26 protein-coding genes are annotated in these 25,128 nt (G+C 70.7%); 12 read left to right on the forward strand and 14 right to left on the reverse strand.

The genetic code is table 11. The annotated features are described in order from the left end of the window. Positions 1-58 precede the first annotated feature (58 nt). Positions 59-1,081 (forward strand): LacI family DNA-binding transcriptional regulator, encoded by a 1,023-nt coding sequence (locus KXR53_RS09760; RefSeq protein WP_437374932.1) that lies wholly within the window; start codon positions 59-61, stop codon positions 1,079-1,081. 4 nt (positions 1,082-1,085) lie between these two features. On the opposite strand, the gene KXR53_RS09765 is transcribed toward KXR53_RS09760, so the two are convergent. Together KXR53_RS09765 and KXR53_RS09770 are read right to left on the reverse strand one after the other, a co-directional pair. Continuing rightward, the gene (locus KXR53_RS09765) at positions 1,086-1,874 is read right to left on the reverse strand and encodes a phosphodiesterase (protein ID WP_437374933.1); all 789 of its coding nucleotides are present in this window, start codon (positions 1,872-1,874) and stop codon (positions 1,086-1,088) included. A 132-nt stretch (positions 1,875-2,006) separates the two neighbouring features. Next, positions 2,007-3,059 carry a trypsin-like peptidase domain-containing protein gene (locus tag KXR53_RS09770; RefSeq protein ID WP_437374934.1) on the reverse strand — a complete coding sequence of 351 codons (1,053 nt, stop codon included), beginning with the start codon at positions 3,057-3,059 and terminating at the stop codon, positions 2,007-2,009. Positions 3,060-3,361: 302 nt separating this feature from the next. Between KXR53_RS09770 and KXR53_RS09775 the strand changes: the two genes are divergently transcribed. Continuing rightward, positions 3,362-3,589, forward strand: coding sequence for a hypothetical protein (locus KXR53_RS09775; protein WP_437374935.1), 228 nt, complete (start codon positions 3,362-3,364; stop codon positions 3,587-3,589). Between the two features lie 20 nt (positions 3,590-3,609). On the opposite strand, the gene KXR53_RS09780 is transcribed toward KXR53_RS09775, so the two are convergent. The 4 genes from KXR53_RS09780 to fabI all read right to left on the reverse strand — a co-directional run bounded on the left by KXR53_RS09780 (position 3,610) and on the right by fabI (position 6,519). After that, positions 3,610-3,930 (reverse strand): FitA-like ribbon-helix-helix domain-containing protein, encoded by a 321-nt coding sequence (locus KXR53_RS09780; RefSeq protein WP_437375128.1) that lies wholly within the window; start codon positions 3,928-3,930, stop codon positions 3,610-3,612. A gap of 159 nt (positions 3,931-4,089) precedes the next feature. Further along, positions 4,090-5,166, reverse strand: a complete 1,077-nt coding sequence (aroC, locus tag KXR53_RS09785) for a chorismate synthase (RefSeq protein ID WP_437374936.1) — start codon at positions 5,164-5,166, stop codon at positions 4,090-4,092. A 19-nt stretch (positions 5,167-5,185) separates the two neighbouring features. Further along, positions 5,186-5,683, reverse strand: coding sequence for an N-acetyltransferase family protein (locus KXR53_RS09790; protein ID WP_437374937.1), 498 nt, complete (start codon positions 5,681-5,683; stop codon positions 5,186-5,188). Beyond that, complete coding sequence (gene fabI / locus KXR53_RS09795; protein ID WP_437374938.1) at positions 5,680-6,519, reverse strand: enoyl-ACP reductase FabI; 840 nt, start codon at positions 6,517-6,519, stop codon at positions 5,680-5,682. The genes KXR53_RS09790 and fabI overlap by 4 nt, the downstream gene beginning before the upstream one ends. 109 nt (positions 6,520-6,628) lie before the next feature. Between fabI and KXR53_RS09800 the strand changes: the two genes are divergently transcribed. Then, positions 6,629-7,993 carry a YihY family inner membrane protein gene (locus tag KXR53_RS09800; protein WP_437374939.1) on the forward strand — a complete coding sequence of 455 codons (1,365 nt, stop codon included), beginning with the start codon at positions 6,629-6,631 and terminating at the stop codon, positions 7,991-7,993. A 42-nt stretch (positions 7,994-8,035) separates the two neighbouring features. Here KXR53_RS09800 and KXR53_RS09805 read toward each other — a convergent pair whose 3' ends face one another. After that, complete coding sequence (locus KXR53_RS09805) at positions 8,036-8,512, reverse strand: RT0821/Lpp0805 family surface protein (protein WP_437374940.1); 477 nt, start codon at positions 8,510-8,512, stop codon at positions 8,036-8,038. A 117-nt stretch (positions 8,513-8,629) separates the two neighbouring features. Between KXR53_RS09805 and pdxH the strand changes: the two genes are divergently transcribed. From pdxH to sppA, 4 genes are all read left to right on the forward strand, one after another. Beyond that, a complete protein-coding gene (gene pdxH / locus KXR53_RS09810; RefSeq protein WP_437374941.1) occupies positions 8,630-9,307 on the forward strand; it encodes a pyridoxamine 5'-phosphate oxidase in 678 nt (225 codons plus the stop codon). Then, complete coding sequence (locus KXR53_RS09815; protein ID WP_437374942.1) at positions 9,304-10,245, forward strand: cation diffusion facilitator family transporter; 942 nt, start codon at positions 9,304-9,306, stop codon at positions 10,243-10,245. Before pdxH ends, KXR53_RS09815 begins: the two co-directional genes overlap by 4 nt. A 69-nt stretch (positions 10,246-10,314) precedes the next feature. After that, positions 10,315-10,887, forward strand: coding sequence for a peroxidase-related enzyme (locus KXR53_RS09820; protein WP_437374943.1), 573 nt, complete (start codon positions 10,315-10,317; stop codon positions 10,885-10,887). 18 nt (positions 10,888-10,905) lie between these two features. After that, positions 10,906-12,651, forward strand: coding sequence for a signal peptide peptidase SppA (gene sppA / locus KXR53_RS09825; RefSeq protein ID WP_437374944.1), 1,746 nt, complete (start codon positions 10,906-10,908; stop codon positions 12,649-12,651). Between the two features lie 176 nt (positions 12,652-12,827). Here the strand turns inward: sppA and KXR53_RS09830 are convergent, their stop codons facing one another. Continuing rightward, positions 12,828-13,571, reverse strand: coding sequence for a TlyA family RNA methyltransferase (locus KXR53_RS09830; RefSeq protein WP_437374945.1), 744 nt, complete (start codon positions 13,569-13,571; stop codon positions 12,828-12,830). A 93-nt stretch (positions 13,572-13,664) separates the two neighbouring features. On the opposite strand from KXR53_RS09830, the gene KXR53_RS09835 reads away from it, so the two are divergent. Continuing rightward, positions 13,665-14,738, forward strand: coding sequence for a Gfo/Idh/MocA family protein (locus KXR53_RS09835; RefSeq protein ID WP_437374946.1), 1,074 nt, complete (start codon positions 13,665-13,667; stop codon positions 14,736-14,738). A gap of 10 nt (positions 14,739-14,748) precedes the next feature. Here the strand turns inward: KXR53_RS09835 and KXR53_RS09840 are convergent, their stop codons facing one another. Beyond that, on the reverse strand, positions 14,749-15,165 hold the full coding sequence (locus tag KXR53_RS09840) for a hypothetical protein (RefSeq protein ID WP_437374947.1): 417 nt from the start codon (positions 15,163-15,165) through the stop codon (positions 14,749-14,751). Positions 15,166-15,433: 268 nt separating this feature from the next. On the opposite strand from KXR53_RS09840, the gene KXR53_RS09845 reads away from it, so the two are divergent. From KXR53_RS09845 to KXR53_RS09855, 3 genes are all read left to right on the forward strand, one after another. Continuing rightward, positions 15,434-16,504, forward strand: a complete 1,071-nt coding sequence (locus KXR53_RS09845; RefSeq protein WP_437374948.1) for an efflux RND transporter periplasmic adaptor subunit — start codon at positions 15,434-15,436, stop codon at positions 16,502-16,504. 1 nt (position 16,505) lies between these two features. Next, positions 16,506-19,619, forward strand: a complete 3,114-nt coding sequence (locus KXR53_RS09850) for an efflux RND transporter permease subunit (RefSeq protein WP_437374949.1) — start codon at positions 16,506-16,508, stop codon at positions 19,617-19,619. A gap of 146 nt (positions 19,620-19,765) precedes the next feature. Continuing rightward, on the forward strand, positions 19,766-20,560 hold the full coding sequence (locus tag KXR53_RS09855) for an undecaprenyl-diphosphate phosphatase (protein WP_437374950.1): 795 nt from the start codon (positions 19,766-19,768) through the stop codon (positions 20,558-20,560). Between the two features lie 13 nt (positions 20,561-20,573). Here KXR53_RS09855 and KXR53_RS09860 read toward each other — a convergent pair whose 3' ends face one another. From KXR53_RS09860 to KXR53_RS09875, 4 genes are all read right to left on the reverse strand, one after another. Then, complete coding sequence (locus KXR53_RS09860; RefSeq protein ID WP_437374951.1) at positions 20,574-20,903, reverse strand: hypothetical protein; 330 nt, start codon at positions 20,901-20,903, stop codon at positions 20,574-20,576. Between the two features lie 112 nt (positions 20,904-21,015). Further along, positions 21,016-21,753: a GNAT family N-acetyltransferase gene (locus KXR53_RS09865; protein WP_437374952.1), complete on the reverse strand. Its 738-nt coding sequence runs from the start codon at positions 21,751-21,753 to the stop codon at positions 21,016-21,018. A gap of 6 nt (positions 21,754-21,759) precedes the next feature. Next, positions 21,760-22,971: a family 1 glycosylhydrolase gene (locus KXR53_RS09870; RefSeq protein WP_437374953.1), complete on the reverse strand. Its 1,212-nt coding sequence runs from the start codon at positions 22,969-22,971 to the stop codon at positions 21,760-21,762. Continuing rightward, positions 22,929-23,273, reverse strand: a complete 345-nt coding sequence (locus tag KXR53_RS09875; RefSeq protein ID WP_437374954.1) for a cupin domain-containing protein — start codon at positions 23,271-23,273, stop codon at positions 22,929-22,931. The genes KXR53_RS09870 and KXR53_RS09875 overlap by 43 nt, the downstream gene beginning before the upstream one ends. A gap of 145 nt (positions 23,274-23,418) precedes the next feature. On the opposite strand from KXR53_RS09875, the gene KXR53_RS09880 reads away from it, so the two are divergent. Beyond that, complete coding sequence (locus KXR53_RS09880) at positions 23,419-23,838, forward strand: acyl-CoA thioesterase (RefSeq protein ID WP_437374955.1); 420 nt, start codon at positions 23,419-23,421, stop codon at positions 23,836-23,838. Here KXR53_RS09880 and KXR53_RS09885 read toward each other — a convergent pair whose 3' ends face one another. Beyond that, a complete protein-coding gene (locus tag KXR53_RS09885) occupies positions 23,839-25,125 on the reverse strand; it encodes an MFS transporter (RefSeq protein WP_437374956.1) in 1,287 nt (428 codons plus the stop codon). It abuts the gene before it with no gap. Positions 25,126-25,128 lie beyond the last annotated feature (3 nt).

Genomic DNA, 25,128 nt, shown 5'->3' on the forward strand with positions numbered 1-25,128 from the left:
CGCGTCATCTTCGTGAACACGTGTGCGCCATTCTTGAGTCTTCCGCAGGGAGCGCCGCTTGGGACGACGACGGCAGGACAGCGGGATGCGGCCGGTGACGGCCCAGGCGGTGGCGGATCGGGCCGGGGTGTCGCGGGCCACGGTCTCGCGCATCATGTCGGGCCAGGCGCGGGTGGCGCCGGAGACCCGCGACCGGGTGCTGGAGGCGGCCTCGGCCCTGGGCTACCAGGTCAACATGCTGGGCCGCGGCATGAACCGCCAGCGCTCCGACCTGGTCGGCATCGTCGTGCGCGGCGCCACCGACCCCTACCGCGCCAGCCTGTTCGAGGCGCTGTTGCGCGAGATCGACGCGCGCGGCCTGCAGTCCCTGGTCAGCGAGGTCGCCGACGAGGCGGCGCTGGACCGCACCATCGCCCGATTCCTGCAATACCGCGTCACCGGGGTCCTGGTGACCTCCGGCGCGCCGCCGCTCGCGCTGGCGGAGCACTGCGCCCGGCTGGGCATCCCTGTGGTGGCGATCAACCGCGCCGTATCGATCCCGGGGGTCGACGCGGTGCTGTCGGACAACGAGACCGGCGGCCGGCTGGCGGCGGAGGCGCTGCTGGCCGCCGGCTGCCGGCATCTCGGCTTCCTCGGAGTCGAGGGCGGCACCTATAGCGGCCTAGCCCGCAGCGCCGCCTTCGTCGCCGCCCTGGCGCCGGCCCTGGCCGCGGGCCGCGCCACCTTCCGGCCGATTGCCGCGGCCGGCCCCGATCAGGCTGCCGGAGCCGCGGCCGCCGCCGAGGCTTGGGGCGCGCCGCTGGACGGGCTGTTCTGCGCCAGCGACGTGCTCGCCTGCGGCTTCCTGGACGGGGCCCGGGCCGCGGGGCGGACGGCGCCGCGCGACTTCTCGATCATCGGCTTCGACGACGTGCCGCCGGCCGGCCTGGCGCCCTACCGCCTGACCACGATCCGCCAGGATGCCGGCCGCATCGCCGCCCGGGCCGTGGCGCTGATGCTGGACCGCGCCGAGGATCCCGGCCGGCCGGCGGCGGTGGAGACGGTGCCGGTCACGCTGGTAGCGCGCGACACGGTCCGCTGAGGTCTTACGACACCCGGCGCTGCATCCCGTCGATCGGTGACAGATGTGAGATCAGCCGTTTGCCGGTCCAGTAGAGGAGCCGGACCAGGGGCGGCTCGATGCCGACCATCAGCTCCGCCCCCTGCTCCAGGTTCAGCCCGACCGCATGCGACGGGCTGGGCCCGATCGAGGCCGGGATGCCGGCGAAGGTGGTGTCGACCGCGCGATGGACATGGCCACACAACACATGCACCACCTGCCGATGCCGGACCAGCACCCGGGCCAGCCCGTCGCCATTGCCGCAGCGCCAGCTGTCCATCCGGGTCATCCCGGTCTCGAAGGGCGGGTGGTGCATGAACACCAGCGCCGGCTGCTGCGGCGCCTCCGATAGCCGGGTGTCGAGCCACTCCAGCCGCTCCTCGCAGAGCAGGCCTTCGATCCGGTCCGGAATGGTGGTGTCGAGCCCGATCAGCCTGAGGCCGGCGGTTTCGCCAGCGATGTTGAGGAAGGGGCCGTCGGTGCCGATTCCGGCATGGCCGGCGAAGGCCGCGCGCATCGCCTCGCGCGAATCGTGGTTGCCGGGAACCGCCAGCATCGGCAGGCCGAGCGGAGCCAGCGCCTTCTGGAACAACCGGTACGATTCGACGTCGCCGCGGTCGACCAGGTCACCGGTGACGAGCAGCAGGTCCGGCCGGGGCGACAGCAAGCCGAGATGCTCGACGCAGCGGCGCAGCGCGCCGAGGGCATCGATCCCCGTCTCGACCGCGACTTCCGGCGTGGTCACGTGAGTGTCGGTGATCTGGGCGATCAGCATGAACGTCCGGTCCCTCGGCGCCGCGGAGCGAGACAGGTCGGCACGGTCGCGCGGGCCGTGCCGGCCAGACTTCTGTCCCAGACCGTTACAACGACGGCAAGGCCGAGCGCCAGCGCCGGAACGTGAATTCGGCTACTGGGCGCCGAGCGCCACCAGCATGCTCAGCGTCTCCCTGCCGCGCACCACGGTCAGCGTCACCGAGGTCTGCGGCCGCATCAGGCCGACAGCGTTGCGCAGGGCGGTGGCGCTGTCGATCGGGTGTCCGTCCAGCGCCGTGACCGCATCGCCGACCCGGAGACCGGCCGAGGCCGCGGCGGTGCCGGGAACGACACCGGTGATCAGCGCGCCGCGGTTGACGGAGATGCCGCGCGAGGCCGCCTTGGCCGGGGTCAGGTCCTCGATCGCCACGCCGAGCCGGGCCCGTGACACCGAGCCGTACTGCTCGATCTGCTCGATCGAGCTCTTGACCATGTGCATCGGGATGGCGAAGCCGATGCCGGCATTGGCGCCGGAGGGGCTGATGATGGCGGTGTTGATGCCGACCAGCCGGCCGTCGAGATTGATCAGCGCGCCGCCGGAGCTGCCGGGGTTGATCGCTGCATCGGTCTGGATGAAGTCCTCATAGCCCTCGATGCCGAGGCCGCTCCTGCCCGTGGCGCTGACGATGCCGAGCGAGGCGGTCTGGCCGAGGCCGAACGGGTTGCCGACCGCGACCACAAAGTCGCCGACCTTCGGCATGTCGGTGTCGTCCACCGGCAGCTCGGTCTTCAGCCCGTTGGTGGGGATGCGCAGCACCGCGATGTCGATGTCGGGGGCGGATCCCACGACCTGGGCCGGCACCTCGTTGCCGTTGCCGAGCGTCACGCCGATCTCGTTGGCGTTCTCGACGACATGGGCGCTGGTGATGACCAGCCCCTTGGCGGCGTTGACGATGACGCCGGAGCCGACGCTGCGGAACGGCTTCTCCTTCTCGCCGCCGAAATAGCGCCGGATGTCGGGATCGCGCAGCATCTCGGCGGTCGGGCGGACGGTGCCGCGGACCGAAACGTTCACCACCGCCGGCATGGCCTGCGTCAGCACCGGGTTGAGCGTCGGCGGCAGGCCGCCGCCGGCGGGCCCTCCGCCGCCGCAGGCGGCCAGCGCCAGCGTCGCGGGAACCAGCAACAGCATCAGGATGCGGCGCATCGAGTGTCTCCTTCCGATCCGCTGGAAGATGTGCGCCGGTTTGCGGCGAGCGTCCAGGATTGGTTCATTCCCCGCCCCACCGAACCCGTGAGTGCGGCGAAAGTTCACCGGCACGAGGCCGGAACCTTCCTCGCGGCGAGGTGGCGGCCAGCGATGACCCGAACAACCGTCTTGCGATCGGGTATCGGGTCCCCCTCCCATCCGGCCGCCGGCCCGGCTATAGTCGGACATGACGGCTGCGTGACATTGGCATCGGCGACAGCGTCGGGCCGCTGCGATCCGCTCAGATCAGGAGGAACTTCATGACCGCGAGCGACCATGCCGACAGCGCGGATATCGAGGCTTTGGCGAAATTTTTGTCGGAATCCGGCTCGTCCTCGGTGGCGCCCTACGCCCTGGTGCGCCATGGCAAGGTCATGTGCTTCTTCGACAGCCCGGCGACCGCGACCGAAAGCGGAACGCGGGCCTATGCCGACCGCGCCTTCTCGGTGATCGACATTCGCGCGCGGAGGATTGTCCGCCGGCGGTGAGGCGACGCCCTCCTAATAGCTCACGACCGCCAATCATTCCTCAAGGCGAGTGGCTTGCGGATCGCTTCCCTCGGCATATTCGGAAGGTCGACGCCGCCGAGCGGCGCAAATCGCTGCCGGATCGCATCAGGAAGATTGCCGACGGCGTCGGTTTCCCTCGATAGCGCAGACCGGAGAATATCCAGCGCCTCCTCGTCTATCGCACGGCCGTTGCGGGCTGCACGCAGATGCAGACGAGCCATTGGACGGGTATCGAGTTGGCGAATGACGATGCTTGCGAGCCCTGCTCCAACGATCGGTGATGCGCTGTGGTTCTCCCACGGGAGGGTGGCCTCCGCAATTCCCATTCCATACCCGCAAAACGGTCGAGCGAAAAGAATCGGATCTTCCCCAGCCTGTCATGCCCGGGCTTGACCCGGGCATCCAGAGAACGTCGAAATCTTCTGGATTGCCGGATCAAGCCCGGCAATGACTGAAATAAGAAGCCCTCGCGCTCCGCGTCACCCCCGCTCCTCGATCGCCCTCTGCCGCAGCATGTGGTCGGCCAGGACGCAGGCCATCATCGCCTCGCCCACGGGCACGGCGCGGATGCCGACGCAGGGGTCGTGCCGGCCCTTGGTCAGGATCTCGGTGTTCCGGCCCTCGATGTCGACCGTGCGCCGCGGCGTCAGGATCGAGCTGGTCGGCTTGACTGCGAAGCGCACCACCACCGGCTGGCCGGTCGAGATGCCGCCGAGGATGCCGCCGGCATTGTTGGCGGTGAACCGGACCTCGCCGTCATTGCCCATCTGCATCTCGTCGGCGTTCTCCTCGCCGGACAGGGACGCGGCGGCGAAACCGGCGCCGATCTCGACCCCCTTCACCGCATTGATCGTCATCATCGCCCGGGCGAGGTCGCTGTCGAGCTTGTCGTAGATCGGCTCGCCCCAGCCCGCGGGCACGCCCTCGGCCACCACCTCGACCACCGCGCCGGTCGAGGACCCGGCCTTCCGCACGCCGTCGAGATAGTCGGCCCAGCGCGACGCCGTCTCGGAGTCGGGACAGAAGAACGGGTTGCGGTCGACCTCGTCCCAGTCCCAGCGGCCGCGGTCGATCGCGTGCGGGCCGATCTGCACCAGCGCGCCGCGGATGGTCACGCCGGACAGGATCCTGCGGGCGATGGCGCCGGCGGCGACGCGGCAGGCGGTCTCGCGCGCACTGGAGCGGCCGCCGCCGCGCGGGTCGCGGATGCCGTATTTCTTCCAATAGGTGTAGTCGGCATGGCCGGGCCGGAACTTGGCCGCGATCTCGGAATAGTCCTTGCTGCGCTGGTCGGTGTTCTCGATCAGCAGCGAGATCGGCGTGCCGGTCGTCTGGCCTTCATAGACGCCGGACAGGATCTTCACCGCGTCGGCTTCGCGCCGCTGGGTGACGAAGCGCGACTGGCCCGGCTTGCGCTTGTCCAGCCAGGGCTGGATGTCGGCCTCGGCCAGCGGGATGCGCGGCGGCGTGCCGTCCACCACCACGCCGATCGCGGGACCGTGGCTTTCGCCCCAGGTGGTGAAGCGGAACAGGGTTCCGAAGCTGTTGCCGGCCATATCCGAATCCGTCCGGGCGTCAGCCCTCTGCGGCCATACGGTCGAGGGCATCGCCCTCGAGCCGATAATAGATCTTCTGCGGCAGGCGCGCCGCGCCGAGCCGGTCGTAGAGGCGCTGCGCCCCTTCGTTCCAGGTCTCGGTGGTCCAGTCGAGCCGGCTGCAGCCGCGCTGACGCGCCAGCTGCGCCAGGAAGCGCAGCAGCGCCTCGCCGGCGCCGAGCCCGCGGGCGCCGTCGCGCACATACAGGTCCTTGAGCTGCAGGTGCCCGGTCAGCGCCTGCCCCGGAAACAGCATGCCGAAGCTGGCCAGGCCGACCGGCCGGCCGTCGATCTCGGCCAGCGCGATCTCGGTCGGGTGCTGGCCATAGACGTAGCGCCCGACCCGTTCGGCCGTGACCGCATCGGGGTCGAGCGCGCGACCCTGGGCGTAGTGCCGGTCGAGGTCCTGGAACAGCGCGATGACAGCCGCCCGATCGGCTTCCGTGGCCAGCCGGACCGTGACGGCGGCCGCGTTCATGACTTCGGCGCCAGGCTCTGCAGCAGCTCGGCCGTCGCGGCCGCATTGTCGACCGCGACCATGCCGACGGTGTGATAGCCGCAATCGACGTGGTGCACCTCGCCGGTCACGCCGGAGCCGAGGTCGGACAGGAGGTACAGCCCGGCGCCGCCGACCTGCTCGATGGTGACGTTGCGCTTCAGCGGCGCATTCAGCTCGTTCCACTTCAGGATGTAGCGGAAGTCGCCGATGCCGCTGGCGGCGAGGGTCTTGATCGGGCCGGCCGAGATGGCGTTGACCCGGATGCCGCGGCCGCCGAGATCGGCCGCGAGGTAGCGGACGCTGGCCTCCAGCGCCGCCTTGGCCACGCCCATGACGTTGTAGTGCGGCATCACCCGTTCCGCCCCGTAATAGGTCAGGGTCAAGAGGCTGCCGCCTTCGGTCATCAGCGGCACCGCCCGCTGCGCCACCGCGGTGAAGCTGTAGCAGGAGATGTCCATGGTGCGCAGGAAGTTGTCCCGCGTCGTGTGCAGGTACAGGCCGTCGAGCTCGTTCTTGTCGGAGAAGGCGATGCCGTGCACCAGGAAATCGAGCCGCCCCCAGTCCCGCGCCAGCGTCTCGAACACCGCGTCGATGCTGGCCTGGTCGGTGACGTCGCAGGGCAGCACACGGGTCGAACCGACGCTGTCGGCGAGCGGCTTGACACGTTTGTAGAGGGCGTCACCCTGGTAGGTGAAGGCGAGCTCCGCACCATGGGCCGCGCAGGCCGAGGCGATCCCCCAGGCGATCGACCGGTCATTGGCGACGCCCATGATCAAGCCGCGCTTGCCTTGAAGGAGCGGAGAGGGAACCGTCATCGCAGAGCCTCAGTTGGGATCAGGAAGCCCGAACGGGGCGCGCCGCGGGTCCTCGGGAAGTGCGGGGATCGTACACGAACGCCCTGTCGGGTCAAATGTGGGCTGATGAATGGCATCGGGACTGGGTGATCGGCAAGAGTGGAGCTGGAGTATCAGCCACACGGCACGCGACTGGGCGCGGGCGTTCTACACCTTCAGCCGCTACGCCGTGCTGCGCTTCTGGAACGATCGCGGGGCGCAGGCGGCCTCGGCCTTGACCTATTCTTCGCTGCTGGCGCTGGTGCCGATGGCGACCATCGCCTTCTCGATCCTGTCCGCCTTCCCCGCCTTCGGCGTGATCAAGGGCGCGGCCCAGGCCTGGCTGGTCGAGATGCTGGTGCCCGAGGTCGGGCACACCGTGCTGAACTATCTGGAAGGGTTCAGCCAGAACACCGGGCGGCTGACCGCCTTCTCGATTGTCGGCCTGGTGGTCACCTCGGTCCTGCTGCTGGCCACCATCGAGGACGCCTTCAACGGCATCTGGCGGGTGAAGGAGCAGCGGGCCTGGGTGGTGCGGATCGTCACCTTCTGGGCGATCCTGACGCTGACCCCGATCCTGGTCGTCGCCAGCTTCTCCTTCACCATCAGCTTCTTCGGCGGCCATGGCGGATTCGTCCAGCAGCTCTGGGCGCCCTTCATCGGCTTCGTGCCGCTGGTGCTGCAGTTCATCGGCTTCACCCTGCTGTACCAGCTGATTCCGAACCGTTCTGTACGCTGGACCGACGCCGTGATCGGCGGGCTGATCGCGGCGGTGCTGTTCGACATCTCCAAGCGCCTGTTCGCCTGGTATCTGCGCGCCTTCCCGGCCTATGAGACGATCTACGGCGCACTCGCCACGATCCCGATCTTCCTGCTGTGGCTCTATCTCGCCTGGTCGATCGTGCTGATCGGCGCGGTGATCGCCGCCGCCCTGCCGGACTGGCGCTCCGGCCGCCTCCTGGGCGGCGAGGTCGACGACCTGCTGCCCGGGCCGAGGCTGACCATCGCCGTCGCCATATTGCGCGAGCTGGCGGCGGCCAGCCGCCTCGGCGTCGGCATGCATCGCCGCACCCTGCTCGACCGGGTGCCGGTCGGCATCTCCGCCCTCGACGGCATGCTGGAGCAGCTGCGCCACGCCCGCTTCGTCGAACGCTCCGCCGCCGACACCTGGCTGATCTCGCGCGACCTGCGGGTGACGACGCTGGCCGACCTGATGCGCGGCCTCGGCGTCGGCATGCGCGGCAAGATCGGCGAGGTGCCGGGGCTGGACGGGCCGTGGCTGCAGGCGCTGTCGGACCGGATCCATGCCGCCGAGGAGGCGCATCAGGACAGCCTGGGCGTGCCGCTGGCGGCGGTGCTGGTCGACGAGCCGCAGGCGGAGCGTCTGCCCGGCCGAGGGGAGACGCCGCCGATTCCGCTGCACCGTGGCTCCCCGAAAGCGGAAGGCCCGCCGTGAGCGACACGGCGGGCCCTCGTCGGACGGTCGGGATCGTGCGTCTTAGCCGTTGACGATCCGCCAGGTGCCGTCGCCTTCGCGGCAGGCCGTGCCGGTGCCGGTCTGGGCTCGACCCTGGACATAGATGGTCTGGGTGAATTCGCGACAGTCGCGCCCGTATTCCTGGTCCCGGTAAGTGCGGGTCGGGGTGACGGTGCCGTAGTTGCCAGAATCCGGGTTGCGCCAGGAGCTCGACGTGCCGGTGGGGGCGGTTTCGAAGGCGCGGTTGTAGGTGCGCTCGGCATAGAGCTGGTCCGACCGGTCGAGCGAGGCGCCGACCGAGTTGCCGAGCCAGCCGCCGATCAGCACGCCGGCGGCCGTGGCGGCCAGCTTGCCCGTGCCGCTGCCGAACTGCGAGCCCAGCAGGCCGCCGCCAGCGGCGCCGATCAGGGTGCCGGCGCCCTGCTTCGGGCCGAAGTCCTGGCAACCGGCCAGGGCGACCGCACCGACGAGCACGGCGGCGATGGTGAACTTCCTCATAATCTTCGATCCTCCTGGGATGCCCGCAGCGGGCATCCGACCTGTCCTGGCCGCCATGGACTTCACGGCGTCGATCCCTAATGTAGCCGGAATTCGACCGAATGAAGGCCGTGCGCCATGACGACGCCCCCGTCCCCCGCCCCGAATTCCGGCAGTGCCGCAAGCGAACCCGCCAACCGCGATTTCGTTCCGCCGGCGGACCCCTTCGCGCTGTTCGAGGACTGGTTCGCGCTGGCGTCGGCGCATGAGATCAACGATCCGAACGCCATGGCGCTGGCGACCGCGACCGCCGACGGCGCGCCCTCGGTCCGGACGGTGCTGCTGAAAGGCGTCGACGACGCCGCGGCGGAAGCGCGCGGCTTCGTCTTCTACACCAATCTGGAGAGCCGCAAGGGCGAGGAGCTGGCGCGCAACCCGCGGGCGGCGCTGTGCTTCTACTGGAAGAGCCTGCGCCGGCAGGTGCGGGTCGAGGGGCCGGTGACGCCGGTCGAGCCGGCGGAGGCCGACGCCTATTTCGCCAGCCGCCCCCGCGGCAGCCGGATCGGCGCCTGGGCTTCGGCCCAGTCGCGGCCGCTGGCCGACCGGGCGACGCTGGAACAGGCCGTGTCCGAGGCGACCCGCCGCTTCGGGCCGGAGGAGGCGGACGGGCCGGTGCCGCGGCCGCCGCACTGGTCCGGCTTCCGCCTGGTGCCGTGGCGGATCGAGTTCTGGCAGGAGCGGCCCCACCGGCTGCACGACCGCATGGTGTATGAGCCGGGCCGGGACGGCTGGCGCCACCACCGGCTGTACCCGTGACCGCCCACGCCCAGAACGGCGACGACCCGGCCCGACGCGACCGGCTGCTGCGCCTGGCCACGGCGGTCAGTGTCTCGGTCGCCTCGGTGCTGGCCGTCCTGAAGCTGGCTGCCTGGCTGGTCACCGGATCGGCCGCGATCCTGTCCTCGCTGCTGGACAGCCTGGTCGACGTCGCCGCCTCCGGCATCCTCCTGATCAGCGTGCGCCATGCGCTGCGGCCGCCGGACCGGTCGCACCGCTTCGGCCACGGCAAGGCCGAGCCGCTGGGCGCCGTCGCCCAGGCCGCCTTCGTCGGCGGCTCGGCCCTGCTGCTGATCTTCGAATCGGCCGGCCGCTTCATCACCCCGGCGCCGATCGCCGAGGTGCCGCTGGGCATCACGGTCATGATCGTGTCGGTGGTCGCCACCGTCGCGCTGGTGCTGTTCCAGCGCGCCGTCGCCCGCCGCACCGATTCGACCGCGATCGCCGCCGACCGGCTGAACTATGTCGGCGACACCGCGACCAGCCTGGTGGTGCTGGCGGTGCTGGTGATCGGTCAGCGACCCGGCTGGCTGTGGCTCGACCCGGCCGCCGCGATCGGCGTCGCGCTGTGGCTCCTGGTCAGCGCCGCCCGCATCGCCCGCCGCGCCGCCGACCATCTGATGGACCGCGAGCTGCCGCGGGAGGACCGGGACCGGATCGCCGCGATCGTCCGCGCCGACCCGGAGGTGGCGGGCCTGCACGACATGCGCACCCGCAGCGCCGGCGGCACCCGCTTCATCGAGCTGCATGTCGAGATGGACGGCGCCCTGACCCTGTGGCAGGCCCACACCGTCTGCGACCGCCTTGAGGCCGCGCTGTCCGAGGCCTTCCCCGATGCCGAGGTGATCCTGCACCAGGAGCCGGCCGGGCTGGACGACGAGCGGCTGGACCACCGCATCTTCAAGCGCCGAAGCTAGCGGCTGGGTTCGACCCGGCCCCGGGCGCCTGCTAGGCTGCGGCCCAGCGATCAGAGAGGGAGCCCCACAGTGCCGCAGCCCGATCACGTCATGGCCTTCCCGATCCCGGACGAGACGGCGCTCGACGAGGATCTCAAGGCCTATTACGCCAAGTGCCTGGAGAAGCTGGGGCTGGTGCCGAACGTGATCCGCGCCTACAGCCTGCGGCCGAAGAAGCTGCGCAACTTCATCGCCACCTACAACGAGCTGATGCTGGGCGACAGCGGGCTGTCGAAGCTGGAGCGGGAGATGATCGCCGTCACCGTGTCCTCGGCCAATCGCTGCTACTACTGCCTGGTCGCGCACGGCCAGGCGGTGCGGCGGCTGTCGGAGGACCCGGAATTGGGCGAGATGCTGGCCTTCAATTACCGCGTCGCCCGGCTGCCGCCGCGCCACCGCGCCATGCTGGACTTCGCCTGGCTTCTGACCACCGAGCCACACCGGGTCGGCGACGCCGAGCGCGCGGCGCTGCGCGAGCACGGCTTCTCCGACGAGGACATCTTCGACATCTGCGACGTCGTCGGCTTCTTCAACATGTCGAACCGGGTCGCCTCGGGCGTCGACATGATGCCGAACCGCGACTATCACGCGATGAATCGCTGATTCCGGGCAGGACGCATCATGGGCCGCTTCACCCGCGCCATCCTCATCATCTTCGGCGTGCTGTTCCTGCTGCTGCTCGCGGTCGTCGGCGGGACGGCCTGGTACCTGGCGACGCGGACGCCGCAGCTGCCGAAGGGCGATCTCGCCCTGGTCCTGGATCTGCGCCGCGGCGTGCCGGACCAGGTCCCGGGCAGCGGCTTCAGCCTGACCCGCACCCCGCTGACGCTGCACCAAGCGATCGACGCGATCGACCGCGCCGCCGCCGATCCGCGGGTCGGCGCCATCGTCGCCCGGCTGGCACCCGACGCGGTGCCGCTGGCCTCGGCGCAGGAGTTGCGCGACGCCATCGACCGGGCACGGCGGGCCGGCAAGCTGACCGTGGCCCATGCCGATGATTTCGGCAGCGCCGGGCCGGGCAATGTCGCGGTCTATCTCGCCGCCGGCTTCGACCAGACCCTGATGATGCCGCAGGGCGCCGTCGGCCTGACCGGCATCTCGGTCGAGGTGCCGTTCGTCCGCGACCTCCTGGACACCGTCGGCATCCAGGCCGAGGTCAGCAAGCGCGGCCAGTACAAGTCGGCCCCCGAGACGTTCACCGAGCGCGACTTCACGCCGGCCAGCCGGACGGTGAACGAGGCCATCGCCCAGGGCCTTTACGAGCAGCTGGTCGCCGGCATCGCCCAGGGCCGCGCCCTGCCGCCGGACGAGGTCCGGCGGCTGATCGATGGCGGCCCCTACACCGCCCGGGAGGCGGTCGAGGCGCGGCTGATCGACAAGCTGGCCTATTGGGACGAGGTCGACGGGCTGGTCGACGCCCGGATCGGCCGCAAGCTGGCCGAGGTCAAGGCCAGCGACTATCTCGCCGCGACCGAGCCCGAGGCGGGGCGCGACCAGCCGCGCGTCGCGGTGATCTACGCCACCGGGCCGATCGTCGACGATCCGTCCGACGGCAGCCTGGAACGCCGGATCGTCGGCCACGAGCTGGCCGAGACCATCGACGACGCGGTCGAGGACAGCCGGATCAAGGCGATCGTGCTGCGCATCGACAGCCCCGGCGGCTCGGTCGTCGCCTCGGCGCTGATCGGCCGGTCGGTCGAGCGGGCGCGCGACAGCGGCAAGCCGATCGTGGTGTCGATGGGCGAGACCGCAGCCTCCGGCGGCTACTGGATCGCCGCCCAGGCCAAGGCGATCGTGGCCGAGCCCTCGACCCTGACCGGGTCGATCGGCATCTTCGCCGGCAAGCCGGTGCTGCAGGCGCTGTGGAAGAAGGTCGGGGTCAACTGGGGCAGCGTGCAGCGCGGCCGCAATGCCGGGATCTGGACCCTGAACGAGCCCATGGACGCCGGCGAGAAGGGCCGGTTCGAGGCCGGCATCGACGCCGGCTACAACGCTTTCGTCCAGCTCGTGGCCAAGGGCCGCGGGCTGGAGGCCAGGGCGGTCGACGCGATCGCCCAGGGCCGGGTCTGGCTGGGCAGCGAGGCGGCGAAGAACGGGCTGGTCGACCGGCTGGGCGGCCTCGACGCCGCCATGGTCATCGCCCGCCAGGCGATCGGCCTCGGCCCCGACGCCAAGGTGGCGGTGGAGCGGCTGCCGCGCCCGCGCTCGGCGCTCGAGACGCTGCGCCGGCTGGTCTCGGGCAGCCCGTTCGGCGAAGGGGCGCTGGCCGAAGCCGGCCTCGGGCCGATCCTGGAACGCTTCGGCGCCTTCGCCGCCGCCACGGACGGGCCGGTCGCGGCGATGCCACCGATGGTGCTGGGACGGTGACCACTGCACCCGATGAAATCTGTCGTCATCCCGTGCGCGCTGGGGCGCGAAGTGCCGCGGCGCAGACACGGGATCTCAGCACGAACATCGAAGAGATCCCGGTTCTGCGGCGCATCACTCCGTGCTGCGCCGCGCCCGGGATGACGAGTGAGAGTTTTTGATTCGAGCTAGAACGATCACCCCTCGAACCGGCCGCCGATCAGGAACTCGACATTGCCCTCCGGGCCGGTGATCGGGCTTTCGGTGACGCCCAGCACCCGCCAGCCCGGACGGGCGGCGAGCCAGGCGGCGATGCGGTCGCAGACCTCGCGGTGGAGATCCGGGTCGCGCACCACCCCGCCCTTGCCGACCCGGTCCGGCCCGACCTCGAATTGCGGCTTGATCAGCGCCACCAGCCAGGCGCCCGGCGCGGCCAGGGCCAGCGGCGCGGGCAGCACGGTCTCGAGCCCGATGAAGCTGGCGTCGCAGACGACGATGCCGATCGGGTCGGGGACCATCGTCCGGTCCAGATGCCGGGCGTTGGTCCGCTCCAGCACCACCACCCGCGGGTCCTGGCGCAGCGACCAGGCCAGCTGGCCGTGGCCAACATCGACGGCATAGACCTTCGCGGCGCCGCGATGCAGCAGCACGTCGGTGAAGCCGCCGGTCGAGGCACCGACATCGAGCCCGACCAGCCCGGCCGGATCGATGCCGAAATGGTCCAGGCCCTTGACCAGCTTCAACCCGCCGCGGCTGACCCAGGGATGGTCGCGGCCGCGCACCGACACCGCCGCCGGATCGGCGATGCCGTCCCCGGGCTTCTCGACCCGGCGCGTGCCCTCATAGACCAGGCCGGCCAGGATCAGCGCCTGGGCCCGGGCCCGGCTTTCCACCAGGCCGCGCTCGACCAGCACCAGATCCGCCCGCGGCCGCTTCGCCATTACCCCTCCCGTCGCGTCCCGCGCCGGTTTACACCCTTTGCCGTCTCGGGTGAGATCGGTTTATGCCACCCGCGCCCGCCGGAAGGATTGCCCGTGAGCCCCTGCAACTTCGCCATCGTCGGCCCCGGCTGGCGCACCGAGTTCTTCCTGCGCGTCGCCCGGGCCCTGCCGGAATGCTTCCGCGTCGACGGCGTGGTGGTGCGCGACCCGGCGCGCGGCGCCGCCTTCGAGGCGCAATGGGGCCTGCCGACCTTCCGCACGACCGAGGCTCTGCTGCGCCTGACCCGCCCGCGATTCGTCGTGGTGTCGGTGTCGCAGACGGCCGCGCCGGGGGTGATCGCCGAGCTGGCGGCCGAAGGCCTGCCGGTGCTGACCGAGACGCCGCCGGCACCCGACCTGGACGGGCTGCGGCACCTCGCCGAGCTGGTCCGCGGCGGCGCCCGCATCCAGGTGGCCGAGCAGTATTTCCTGCAGCCGACCCACGCAGCCCGGCTGGCGCTGATCGCCGCCGGCCGCATCGGCACGCCGAGCCACGCCCATGTCGCGGTGGCGCATGGCTATCACGGCGTCAGCCTGATCCGGAAATATCTCGGCCTGCGGTTCGAGACCGCGACCATCCGGGCGCAGGGCTTCACCAGCCCGATCGTCGCCGGCCCGACCCGGGCGGGACCGCCGGACGAGCTTCGCATCGCCCGGTCCGAGCAGACCATCGCCACGCTCGATTTCGGCGACAGGCTGGCGGTGTTCGACTTCACCGGCGACCAGTACCACCACTGGATCCGGTCGCCGCGCCTCCTGGTGCGGGGCGAGCGCGGCGAGATCAAGGATGACGAGCTGCGCTTCCTGCATGACCACCGCACGCCGGTGACGCTGCGCCTGCTGCGCCAGGACGCCGGGCAATACGCCGATATCCAGGGCCACCATCTCGTGGGCATCCTGGCCGGGACGGAATGGGTCTACCGCAACCCCTTCGCCGGCACGCGGCTGAACGACGACGAGATCGCCGTCGGCGCCTGCCTGGCCGGCATGGCCCGCTATGTCGAGACGGGAGACGAGATCTACGGCTTCGCCGAGGCGGCGCAGGACCAGTATCTGGCGCTGTCGATCGCGGCAGCCAAGGCATCGGGCCAGGCAGTGCAGACCGAGGCCCAGCCGTGGAGCGCCTGAGACCGGCCGGTCAGTGGATACTGGTCGGGCGTGCGGGAACGCTGAAGATCGACTGCACCAGCCCGGAGAAGCGGCGCGGATCGTAGGGCTTCGGCAGGATCGGCAGGTTGCGGTACGGGGCCGGCAGGCTTTCCCGCGGATAGCTGGTCGCCAGGATCACCGGCACGCCGCGCTGCAGCAGGATGTCGACCGCCGGGAAGGCCGCGCCGCCGGACAGGTTGAGGTCGACCATGGCGCCGTCGATCGGCTGGCTGCGCGCCATCTCGACGGCGCGCGACACCGTCGTTGCCGGGCCGACCACGGTGCCGCCCCAGGTGCGCAGGGTCAACTCCAGGTCGAGCGCCACGATCTGCTCGTCCTCGACGATCAGGATGCGGCGACCGTGCAGATCGACCACATCCTCCGCTTCGCTGTAGAGCAATCCCATTCCGCCTGTCCCCACGGCCGGCGCGATCGGCCGCCCCTCGGGTCCCTTCCAGTGGCGCTGCTGGGTGCAGCGCGAAATCGTCATATCGATGCCATAAACACAGAATGTCATGAGCTGTTCCCGATCTCGGCATCGCCGCGACGGAATCTCCCGACTGTGCCGTGAAGAACACGGACGGCATCAGCCAAGAAGAAACGGGCCGTTGGTAGTACAATGTGCCCGCGGGTTCGGGTGCGCGGACGGAAGGGGGCTTCGCGGACGCATGCGCGTGTGGAAACAACTGGTGGTCATCGGCCTGCTCACCGCGGCAGCGGCGGGCGTGTGGCATTATGCCCCATGGCAGGCCGATGGCGCGGTGGCGCCGCGCAGCGGTCCTGCCGCGGTCCCGGTGGCGTTGGCGCCGGTGCGCACCGGCACGGTGACCGAGGCTATCGACGCGGTCGGCACCACCCGGGCGCGCGAGGCGGTCACAATCACCGCCAAGACCAGCGGCATCGTCGACAGGATCGAGTTCGAGGACGGCCAGGTCGTGGCCGCGGGCGCTCCCATCATCCGGCTGGACAGCGCCGAGCTGGAGGCGACCGTCGCCTCCGCCGAGGCAGAGCTGCGCAATGCCCGCCTGGCCCTGGAACGGGGCGAGGCCCTGTCGCGGTCGCGCAACATGCCGCAAGCCCAGCTGGACACGCTGCGCGCCGATGTCGAGGTCAAGACCGCGGCGGTGGCGGCGCAGAAGGCCCGGCTGGCGGAACGGGTGATCGTCGCCCCCTTCGCCGGCACGCTGGGCATCCGCCAGGTCAGCCCGGGCGCCCTGGTGTCGCCCGGCACCGCGATCGTCACGCTGGACGATCTGAGCCGGGTGAAGGTGGACTTCAACCTGCCGGAGGTGCTGCTGCCGCGGCTGGCCCCGGGGGTCGCGCTCGAGGTGCACAGCGACGCCTATCCCGACCGCGCCTTCACCGCCACCATCACCTCGGTCGACACCCGCATCGACCCCGCCACCCGGTCGGTCACCACGGTGGCGGAGATCGACAACCGCGACGGCCTGCTGCGCCCCGGCATGTTCATGGTGGTGCGCGTGCAGCTGTCGACCGACCCCAAGGCCCTGCTGGTGCCGGAGCAGGCGCTGGTGCCGCAGGGCGCGCGGCAGTTCGTCTATCTGGTCGTCGACGGCCGGGCGGTGCGGCGCGAGGTCACGCTGGGCACGCGGCTGCGCGGCGAGGTGCAGATCCTGTCCGGCCTGGCCGCCGGCGAAGCGGTGGTGGTCGAGGGCACGCAGCGGCTGCGCGACGGCGTGCCGGTCGAAGTGCAGGCGGCCGGAGCCGCGCTGACGGGCACCTGACATGGTCCTCTCCGACACCGCCATCCGGCGTCCGGTCTTCGCCATCGTCGTCAGCCTGCTGCTGGTGGTGCTGGGCGCCTTCGCCTTCCAGCGGCTGACCGTCCGCGAATATCCCAACATCGACCCGCCGGTGGTCTCGATCACCACCACCTATGAGGGTGCTTCGGCCCAGGTGATCGAAAGCCAGATCACCCAGGTGATCGAGGAGGGCGTGTCCGGCGTCGCCGGCATCCGCACCCTGCGCTCGACCAGCCAGGAGGGGCGGTCCAGCGTCCGGCTGGAATTCGACATCGAGCGCGATGTCGAAAGCGCGACCAACGACGTCCGCGATTCGGTCGGCCGGGTGATGGGGCGGCTGCCGGACGACGCCGACACCCCGATCATCCGCAAGGTCGATGCCGACGCCAGCCCCATCATCTACGCCACCCTGACCAGCGAGGGGCGGTCGGCGGTCGAGCTGAGCGACATCGCCCGGCGCTATGTCGTCGACCCGCTCTCGGCCGTGGACGGCGTCGCCCAGGTGACGATCGGCGGCGAGCGCCAGCCGTCGATGCGGGTCTGGCTGGACCGCAACGCCATGGCGGCGCGGCGGGTGACGGTGCAGGACGTCAGCGACGCACTCGAATCCCAGAATGTCGAGCTGCCCTCCGGCCGGGTCGAATCGAGCGACCGCGAGCTCACGGTGCGCACCAACACGCGGCTGTCGACGCCGGAGGAGTTCGCCCGCATCGTGCTGCGCCGCGACGGCGAGACGCTGGTGCGGCTGGGCGATGTCGCCAAGGTCGAGGTCGGCCCGCGCGACGACCGCAGCGGCTTCCGCGTCAACGGCCAGCCCGCCGTCGGCCTCGGCATCGTCAAGCAGTCGACCGCCAACACCCTTGACGTGGCCGAGGGCGTGCGCCAGGCGCTGGACACGCTGCGCCAGTCGCTGCCGCCGGATGTGCGGATCGAGATCTCCTCCGACGACAGCATCTTCATCGACAAGTCGATCGAGGAGGTGTTCCTGGCGCTGGCCATCGCGCTGGCGCTCGTGGTCGGCATCGTCTTCGTCTTCCTGCGCAGCGTCCGGGCGACGCTGATCCCGGCCGTGGCGGTGCCGGTCTCGATCACCGCCTCCTTCATCATCCTCGCGGCGCTGGGCTATTCGATCAACGTGCTGACCCTGCTGGCGATGGTGCTGGCGATCGGCCTCGTGGTCGACGACGCCATCATCGTGCTCGAGAACATCAGCCGGCGGATCGAGCATGGCGAGCCGCCGCTGGTCGCGGCCTATCTCGGCTCGCGCCAGATCGGCTTCGCCGTGGTCGCCACCACCGCGGTGCTGAGCGCGGTCTTCGTGCCGATTTCCTTCCTGCAGGGCAATGTCGGGCGGCTGTTCAGCGAGTTCGGCATCACCGTCGCCTCCTCGGTGCTGTTTTCGGCGCTGGTGGCCCTGACCCTGACCCCGGCGATGTGCAGCCGGCTGCTGCGCCCGGCCAATGAGGAGACCTGGCTGCACAAGGTGACGGAGCATGGCTTCGAGCTGCTCAACCGCTTCTATCGGGCGACGCTCGGCTTCGCCCTCGGCGCCCCGCTGCTGGTCTGCGCCATCGCCGTGGCGCTCAGCCTCGGCGCCGTGGCGCTGCTGCGCAGCCTGCCGCAGGAATTCGTGCCGACCGAGGATCGCGGCCGCGTGGTGGTCAGCGCCACCGCGCCGGAGGGGTCCAGCGTCGAATACACCAACGCCCAGCTGGCCCGGATCGAGGCGACGCTGTCGCCTTATGTCGAGGCGGAGGACGTCAACCGGCTGCTCGCCATCCTGGCCCCGGCCTGGGGTCCGACCGGGGTGAACCGGGTCATCGTCATCGGCCAGATGAAGCCGTGGGAGGAGCGCAGCCGATCGCAGCAGGAGGTGGTGCGCGAACTGTCAGCCAAGCTGGCCGGCATTCCCGGCATCCGCGCCGTCGCCATCAACCCTAGCGGCCTCGCCCGCGGCTCCGGCGCCCCGGTGCGTTTCGTCATCGGCGGCAACACCTATGAGGAGTTGGTCGAGTGGCGCGACCGGCTGGAGGATCGGCTGCGCGCCTCTCCCGTGCTGCGCAACCTGCAGGCCGATTACGACGAGACCAAGCCGGAGCTGCGCGTCGCCATCGACCGCGACCGCGCCGCCGATCTCGGCATCTCGATCCGCACCATCGGCGAGACGCTGGAGACCATGTTCGGGACGGTCGCCGTCACCCGCTACGAGGACGACGGTGAGGAATACGACGTGGTGCTGCGGGCCCGGCCCGAGGACCGGCAGACGCCGCGCGACCTGTCCAACGTCTTCGTCCGGGCGTCCGGCGGCACGCTGGTGCCGCTGACCAGCCTGGTGAAGCTGCAGGACGTGGCCGGGCCGGCCAGCCTGGGCCGCTTCGACCGGGTCCGCGCCATCAGCTTCACCGCCAGCCTGGCCGATGGCGCCACGCTGGGCGACGCGGTCACGGAGATCCGCGCCGCCGTGGCCGATGTGCTGCCGACCGAGGCCCGCCTGTCCTGGGACGGCGACACCCGCGAGTTTCTGGAGAGCAGCGCCTCGCTCTACATCACCTTCGGCACCGCCCTCCTGATCGTCTTCCTGGTGCTGGCGGCGCAGTTCGAGAGCTTCGTCCACCCGGTCACGATCCTGCTGACCGTGCCGCTCGCGATCTTCGGCGCGCTCGGCTCCGTCGCCCTCCTCGGCATGACGATCAACATCTACACCCAGATCGGCATGGTCATGCTGATCGGGCTGACGGCGAAGAACGCGATCCTGATCGTCGAATTCGCCAATCAGCTGCGCGACGAGGGGCTTGGCGTGCTGGAGGCGGTGCGCGAGGCCGCGGCCACGCGGCTGCGGCCGATCCTGATGACCTCTATTGCCACCGCGCTGGGCGCCCTGCCGCTGGCGATCGCGACCGGGGCCGGCGCCGAATCGCGCCAGGCGATCGGCGTTGTCATCTTCGGCGGCGTCATGGTCTCGACCCTCTTGTCGCTGTACCTGGTGCCGGTGATCTACCGGGCCCTGGCCCGATTCACCGCCCCGGCCAACCGCACCGCCAAGGAACTGGAGCGGCAGCTTCTGGTGCATCGCAGCGAAGGCTCGCCGGCGGAATGACCGGGCAAGGGGGTCGTCGAGGGCAATTTACGAAACTTTAACCGGCTTCCGGGGTTGAAGCGGCGCTTTCGGCCCGGCCGGGGGTTCCCAAATCCGCCCGCTTCGTTCACAAGCGAGACGGCCTCTCGTCACCCCGGAGCACTGTCTTGGACTATCTGAGCGCGATCATCCTCGGGGTGATCGAAGGCATCACCGAATTCCTGCCGATCTCCAGCACCGGGCACCTGATCATCGCCGAGCACTGGCTGGGCGAACGGTCCGACGCCTTCAACATCGTCATCCAGGCAGGGGCCATCCTGGCGGTGACGATCATCTACTGGCGACGCCTGTTCGACCTGGTGCTGGGCTGGCGGCGGCCGGAGAACCGCCGCTACGGTATCCGCCTGCTGGTCGCCTTCGCGATCACGGGGGTGCTCGGCTTCATCGCCAAGAAGATGGGCTTCACCCTGCCCGAGAACCTGGTGCCGATCGCCTGGGCCCTGATCATCGGCGGCCTCTGGATGATCTGGGCGGAACGGCAGGCGGCGAAGCTGCCCGAGAGCTTCAAGGTGACCTGGCTGGTCGCGATCGTGGTCGGCCTCGCCCAGTTCGTGGCCGGGATCTTCCCGGGCACCTCGCGCTCGGCCGCCACCATCTTCGCCGCCATGCTGGCCGGCGCCAGCAATCGCGGCGCCGCCACCGAATTCGCCTTCCTGGTCGGCATCCCGACCATGTACGCGGCCAGCGCCTACGAGCTGTACGGGCAGCTCAAGGACGGCGGGGCGCATGAGGATTGGGGCGCGCTCGGGATCGCCTTCGTGGTGTCCACGATCACGGCCTTCATCGCCGTGAAGTGGCTGCTGGGCTACATCCAGACGCACCGCTTCACCGTCTTCGCGATCTACCGGATCGTCTTCGGCGTCCTGCTGCTGGGTGCGGCGGCGCTGGGCTGGATCGCCTGATCAGGTCGAGCGGCTACCGCCGGCTGCCCCTGTCGTAGTCGTAATAGCCATAGCCGCCCCGATAGCCATAGCGCGGATAGGCGTAACCGTAGCGCGGATAGCCGTAGTAGCGGGGATACCCGTAGGCCCTCGGGTAACGGTAGTACCGCGGATAGCTGTAGTAGGTGGGATAGCTGTCGTACCGTGTGTACCCATAGGTCGGCGGCGGGGCATAGGCATAGTCGTAGCTGTAGGTGCTGTAGCCGGCATAGCCCACCGGATAGGCGACGCAGCCGCCGAGACCGGCCGCAGCGGCGGCCACGGCGCCGGCCAGAACGAGCCGGCGCAGACGGGTCCAAGACATGACCTGACACTCCATCAGGCCGCGGGCCGGCGCCGCGATGGGGATCGCGGCATCCCCCGCGACGTGATGAATCAACGCCGCGCCGCCCGTCCGGTTCCGCCGGGCTGGCCTCTCACACCGGGTGGCGCATCCACAGATTCGGCTCGACGTAGCGGCCGACATCGTCCTCACGGTCGATCTGGACCGGCGCCAGCGCGCCCGGCACGACATAGTCGCCACTGTCCGGGAAGGCCATGCCGGTCCAGCCCTCCCAGTCGGCGATGGTGCCGGTGATTGTCATCGACCGCAGCGCAGGCTTCACCGCCCGGGCGCCGAGCCGCCAATGGGTGCGGATCCAGGGGTCGAAGGGCGCGCCGTCCGGCCTTTGCCAAGCGGCGTAGCGCCCGATCGGAGTCAGCGGATAGCGCGCCTTCTGCGTCGGCCGCACCGGCGCCACCAGCGCGGCGAGGCCATGCGCCGCGGCCGCCGCCTTCATCGCCGCGATCAGCCGCTCGGCCAGGCCCTGGCCCCGCCGGTCCGGCGCCAGGGTGATCGACAGGGCCGACAGAGCGGTGGGCACGCGGCCGGAGTCGCGGTCGGCGACGCCCTGTTCGAGCACCGCGTCCCAGCCGGCCTCCGGCAGGTCCTCGTCGCGCAGCGACCAGCGGAACGGAATGGCGTTGCCGGCACCGACCAGGGCGCCGTCCTCGGCAAGAAGGAAGTGCTGGAAGGCGGCGAAATCGGCGTCGAGCCGCGGCCAGAGCCGACCGGCGATCGGATCCTCTTGCATGAAGCGCGGCCACAGCGCGTCGACCAGCGGGTTGCGCTGCGCCACCAGATCCGGCCGTTCGGCGGCGGTGACGACGATCATCCGTCCTTACCCCCGGATCCGCCGCTGCAGCCGGCGCCAGCTTTCCTTCGGCTGCGGCACGTCGGTGCGGGCGTCCCAGGCGGCCAGCCCGGCGGGTGGCGCCGCGCCGTCGTCCAGCACCGGGCCGAGAAACACGGTCGCGAGCGGCACGCCCGACGCCGACGCGGCCTCGACCGCTTCCAGAGTTGCCTCCAGCGCCTCGATCCGGGCGCCATCCTCGATCCGCCCCTCGCGCAGCGGCGGATCGTCGGCCGCGATCCGCAGCGTCAGATGGACCGGCAGCTTGGGCCAGGCCCGGGCCAGGCGATCCAGTGCCTGGCGCAGCGATTGGGGGCCGGCGGCCTCCGGCATCGCGCCGCCGCGCGGCCGGTCGGCCAGATCGACACCGCCCGGGGCCGCGCTGTCCATCCGGGCCCAGAGCGGCCCGGCATGGTCGAGCAGCAGCAGGTCGACCGGCGCGCGGCAGCGCGCGGCGTCACCCTCCTCCACCAGCCGGCCCAGCCGCTCCGCCGCCAGCTCGGGATAGCGGCCGTCGCGCAGCGTCGCGATCGACGCCTCCCAGCCCAGCGCCTCGGCGATCGCGACGGCGTCGGAGGAGGCCAGCGTGTCGTCCCAGGGCTCGGGCGGCGGCGAGGCGAGCGCGGCGCCGAGGCGCCAGCGGCCGCTTTCCTGCCGCAGCGCCGCCAGCGCCAGGCCGCGGCCGAGCAGCAGATGGTGCAGGGCGGCACGGAAAGCGGCGTCCTCGGCCATGCCGACCGGCCGGTCGCGCCAGGCCGCCTCGGTCCAGGCGAAGCCGGGGGCGCCGGCATCGACCACCAGCGCCGCCATCCTGTCGCCGATCCGGTCGGCGATGCGGCAGGCGAATTCGGCGAAGCGCCAGGCCGTGTCCCGCGCGGTCCAGCCGCCGCGGATGCGGATGTCGCGCGGCAGATCGGCCGGCGCCAGCATCGGCCAGGGGGCGAGCCCGGCCTCGCCGATCGCGTCGATCCGGCGGTCGAGCCGGGCCAGCGCCGCCGGGTCGAGCCGGCCGCGGCCCTCCGGCTGCAGCGCCGCCCAGCCCACGCCGAATCGGCCGGCGGCCGCGCCCATCTCCGCCGCCAGGCGCAGCGCCTCGGCCTCCTGCCGCGGCGTCGCCGGCGCGCCGAGATCGGCGCCCCAGGCCGGCGCCGCCGACTCTAGCTCTTCTCCCCGCCCTCCGGGCCCCAGAAGATCACCCATGTCGCAAAGTCATCGCTGAAATCCTCGAACCGATGCTCCATATGGGCCGGAACGAAGATCACGTCACCCGGTCCGAACGTCCGGCGCTCGCCGTCGCGGACAAAGGTGCCGGCGCCGCGCCAGACGACATAGAGCTCGTCGCGCTTGTGCGGCCCCTGCGGATCGGTCCCGCGCGGGGCGTAGAGCCCGACCTTCATGGTGCCGTGCTGCAGGCGGTAGACGAACTGCTCGGCCGGCAATGCGGGGAAGAGGGCCGCGGTCTCGGCCACCGTGATCAGCCAGCGATCCTGCTCGGCGCTCATGGCGCTCTCCTTCTGTCCCTGGTCTGGAAACGGTAAGCCCGTGGGCCCCCGGCAGGCGACCGGAACCTTGTCTCGCGACAAGCTGCGGCTTCCCTCCGCCGCCGATTCGAGGCTATGTCGCGAACGGACCCAGACGGAGAGCGCCGTGACCGATTTCGACCCGACCGATCCCGCCGCCTATCGCCACTGGGCGGAGGAGCGCGTGCGCTATTCCGACACCGACGCGCTGGGTCATGTGAACAACAACGCCTATGGCGTCTATTTCGAGACGGCGCGGCTGCTGTTCTTCCGCGACGCCGGGATCCATCTGGGCCGGAGCCGCGCCGCCGTGGTGGTGCGCATCACCATGAACTTCCTGCGCGAGCTGACCTGGCCGAACGAGGTGCGCATCGGCACGCGGATGGTGAAGCTCGGCGGCAAGTCCTTCACCTATGCCCAGGCGCTGTTCGTCGGCGACCGCTGCCACGCCACGGCGGAGACGGTGAGCGCCATGTTCGACCTGGAGACGCGGCAGTCCTTCCCGATCCCGGAGGAGCTGCGCGCCCGCTTCGCGCCGGAGCTGTAGTCACGGCCGCGTCTTCGCCTCCGTTTCCGCCTCTGCCTTCGTCTCCGGCATCGTCAGCAACAGGAGAACGAGGCCGACAGTGGCGATCGCCGACAGCATCATGAAGGCGGCGTAGCTGCCGAAATTGTCCGCGATGAAGCCGCCGAGGACGGTGCTGACCGAGGCGCCGAGGCCCATGGCGCTGCCGATCACGCCCTGGGCGAGGTTGAAGTGCCCGGACTGCCGCGTGACATCGGCGACGGTGAGCGGCACGAGCACGCCGAGCACCGCCGCCGCCACCCCGTCGAGGACCTGGAATGCGACCAGGAGGTGCGGCTGGCCGGTCATCGCGAACAGCAGGGCGCGAAGCGCGAGAGCGGCGAAGCCGAGGGCGAGGAAGGGCCGCCGCCCCCAGCGCTGCGCGCCGCGGCCGATCCAGGGCGAAAGGAAGGTCACGGTGAGCTGGGGAACGATCATCGCCGCGGCGACCATCGCCGTTGCCGCCTGGCTCGACCGCAGGGTCACCATGCTGGCGGCGATCGGCATCATGGTCGCGTTCGCGAGGTGGAACATCGCGATGCAGACGGCGAAGATGACGAGGGTGCGGTTGCGCGCCAGGGCCGACAGCCCGGCCGCAAGAGCCCTTGGCTCCGCCGATTCCCGATGAAAGGAGGCGGTCGCCCGGATCTCCTCGGCCCGAATGCGGGACAGGGCGAACAGGGCCGGGACCACCAGGGCCGCAGCGAGGAGGAAGACCGAACGGCTAGACAGGTACAGGCCGCAAAGCCCCATGACCGCAGCGGCGATTCCCGTGCCGGCGGAGGCGAAGGCGGCGTTGCGGCCCAGCCTTTCGCTCATCCCCGCGCCGCCGACCAGGCCGAGGCTGATCGAGACGACGCAGAAGCTGACGATGATACTGGCCGCCGCATGCAGCACGCGGGAGGCGACCACGACCGGGAAGATCGGCCAGGCCGCGAAGGCAAAGGCGCTGACGCCGATCACCACGAGCGCAACGGCGGCGGTGATCCGGACCGATCTCACGGCATCGACGAAAGCCCCGAGCGGCATCTGGCCGATCAGGCCGACGAGGCCGCTGACGGTGAGGACGAGGCCGATATCGACCTGGGTCCATTTCTGCGTCGTCAGGAAGACGGCGACGAAGGCGCCGAAGCCGGTCTGGATGTCGGCGACGAAGAACACGAACCAGTCGAGTCCGCGGCGGCTGCGAGCGGAGACCGGCCGGGCCTGCTGCCGGGCCGGGGCTTGCGGCGGGGTGCCGCCCCGATCGAGTCCGCCGTTCTCCGCCATGCG

It is taken from the genome of Inquilinus limosus, assembly GCF_051487185.1.
GTDB classification, from domain to species: Bacteria; Pseudomonadota; Alphaproteobacteria; order DSM-16000; family Inquilinaceae; genus Inquilinus; species Inquilinus limosus_F.

Bases quoted from the DNA above. Each gene is read 5' to 3' on its own strand.
- KXR53_RS09800 (WP_437374939.1), top strand. From the start codon at position 6,629: ATGGCATCGGGACTGGGTGATCGGCAAGAGTGGAGCTGGAGTATCAGC.
- aroC (WP_437374936.1), bottom strand. From the start codon at position 5,166: ATGGCCGGCAACAGCTTCGGAACCCTGTTCCGCTTCACCACCTGGGGC.
- KXR53_RS09885 (WP_437374956.1), bottom strand. From the start codon at position 25,125: ATGGCGGAGAACGGCGGACTCGATCGGGGCGGCACCCCGCCGCAAGCC.
- KXR53_RS09875 (WP_437374954.1), bottom strand. From the start codon at position 23,273: ATGAGCGCCGAGCAGGATCGCTGGCTGATCACGGTGGCCGAGACCGCG.
- sppA (WP_437374944.1), top strand. From the start codon at position 10,906: ATGGGCCGCTTCACCCGCGCCATCCTCATCATCTTCGGCGTGCTGTTC.
- KXR53_RS09775 (WP_437374935.1), top strand. From the start codon at position 3,362: ATGACCGCGAGCGACCATGCCGACAGCGCGGATATCGAGGCTTTGGCG.
- KXR53_RS09840 (WP_437374947.1), bottom strand. From the start codon at position 15,165: ATGGGATTGCTCTACAGCGAAGCGGAGGATGTGGTCGATCTGCACGGT.
- KXR53_RS09850 (WP_437374949.1), top strand. From the start codon at position 16,506: ATGGTCCTCTCCGACACCGCCATCCGGCGTCCGGTCTTCGCCATCGTC.
- KXR53_RS09860 (WP_437374951.1), bottom strand. From the start codon at position 20,903: ATGTCTTGGACCCGTCTGCGCCGGCTCGTTCTGGCCGGCGCCGTGGCC.
- KXR53_RS09805 (WP_437374940.1), bottom strand. From the start codon at position 8,512: ATGAGGAAGTTCACCATCGCCGCCGTGCTCGTCGGTGCGGTCGCCCTG.
- KXR53_RS09870 (WP_437374953.1), bottom strand. From the start codon at position 22,971: ATGGGTGATCTTCTGGGGCCCGGAGGGCGGGGAGAAGAGCTAGAGTCG.
- KXR53_RS09765 (WP_437374933.1), bottom strand. From the start codon at position 1,874: ATGCTGATCGCCCAGATCACCGACACTCACGTGACCACGCCGGAAGTC.
- KXR53_RS09790 (WP_437374937.1), bottom strand. From the start codon at position 5,683: ATGAACGCGGCCGCCGTCACGGTCCGGCTGGCCACGGAAGCCGATCGG.
- pdxH (WP_437374941.1), top strand. From the start codon at position 8,630: ATGACGACGCCCCCGTCCCCCGCCCCGAATTCCGGCAGTGCCGCAAGC.
- KXR53_RS09865 (WP_437374952.1), bottom strand. From the start codon at position 21,753: ATGATCGTCGTCACCGCCGCCGAACGGCCGGATCTGGTGGCGCAGCGC.
- KXR53_RS09770 (WP_437374934.1), bottom strand. From the start codon at position 3,059: ATGCGCCGCATCCTGATGCTGTTGCTGGTTCCCGCGACGCTGGCGCTG.
- KXR53_RS09830 (WP_437374945.1), bottom strand. From the start codon at position 13,571: ATGGCGAAGCGGCCGCGGGCGGATCTGGTGCTGGTCGAGCGCGGCCTG.
- fabI (WP_437374938.1), bottom strand. From the start codon at position 6,519: ATGACGGTTCCCTCTCCGCTCCTTCAAGGCAAGCGCGGCTTGATCATG.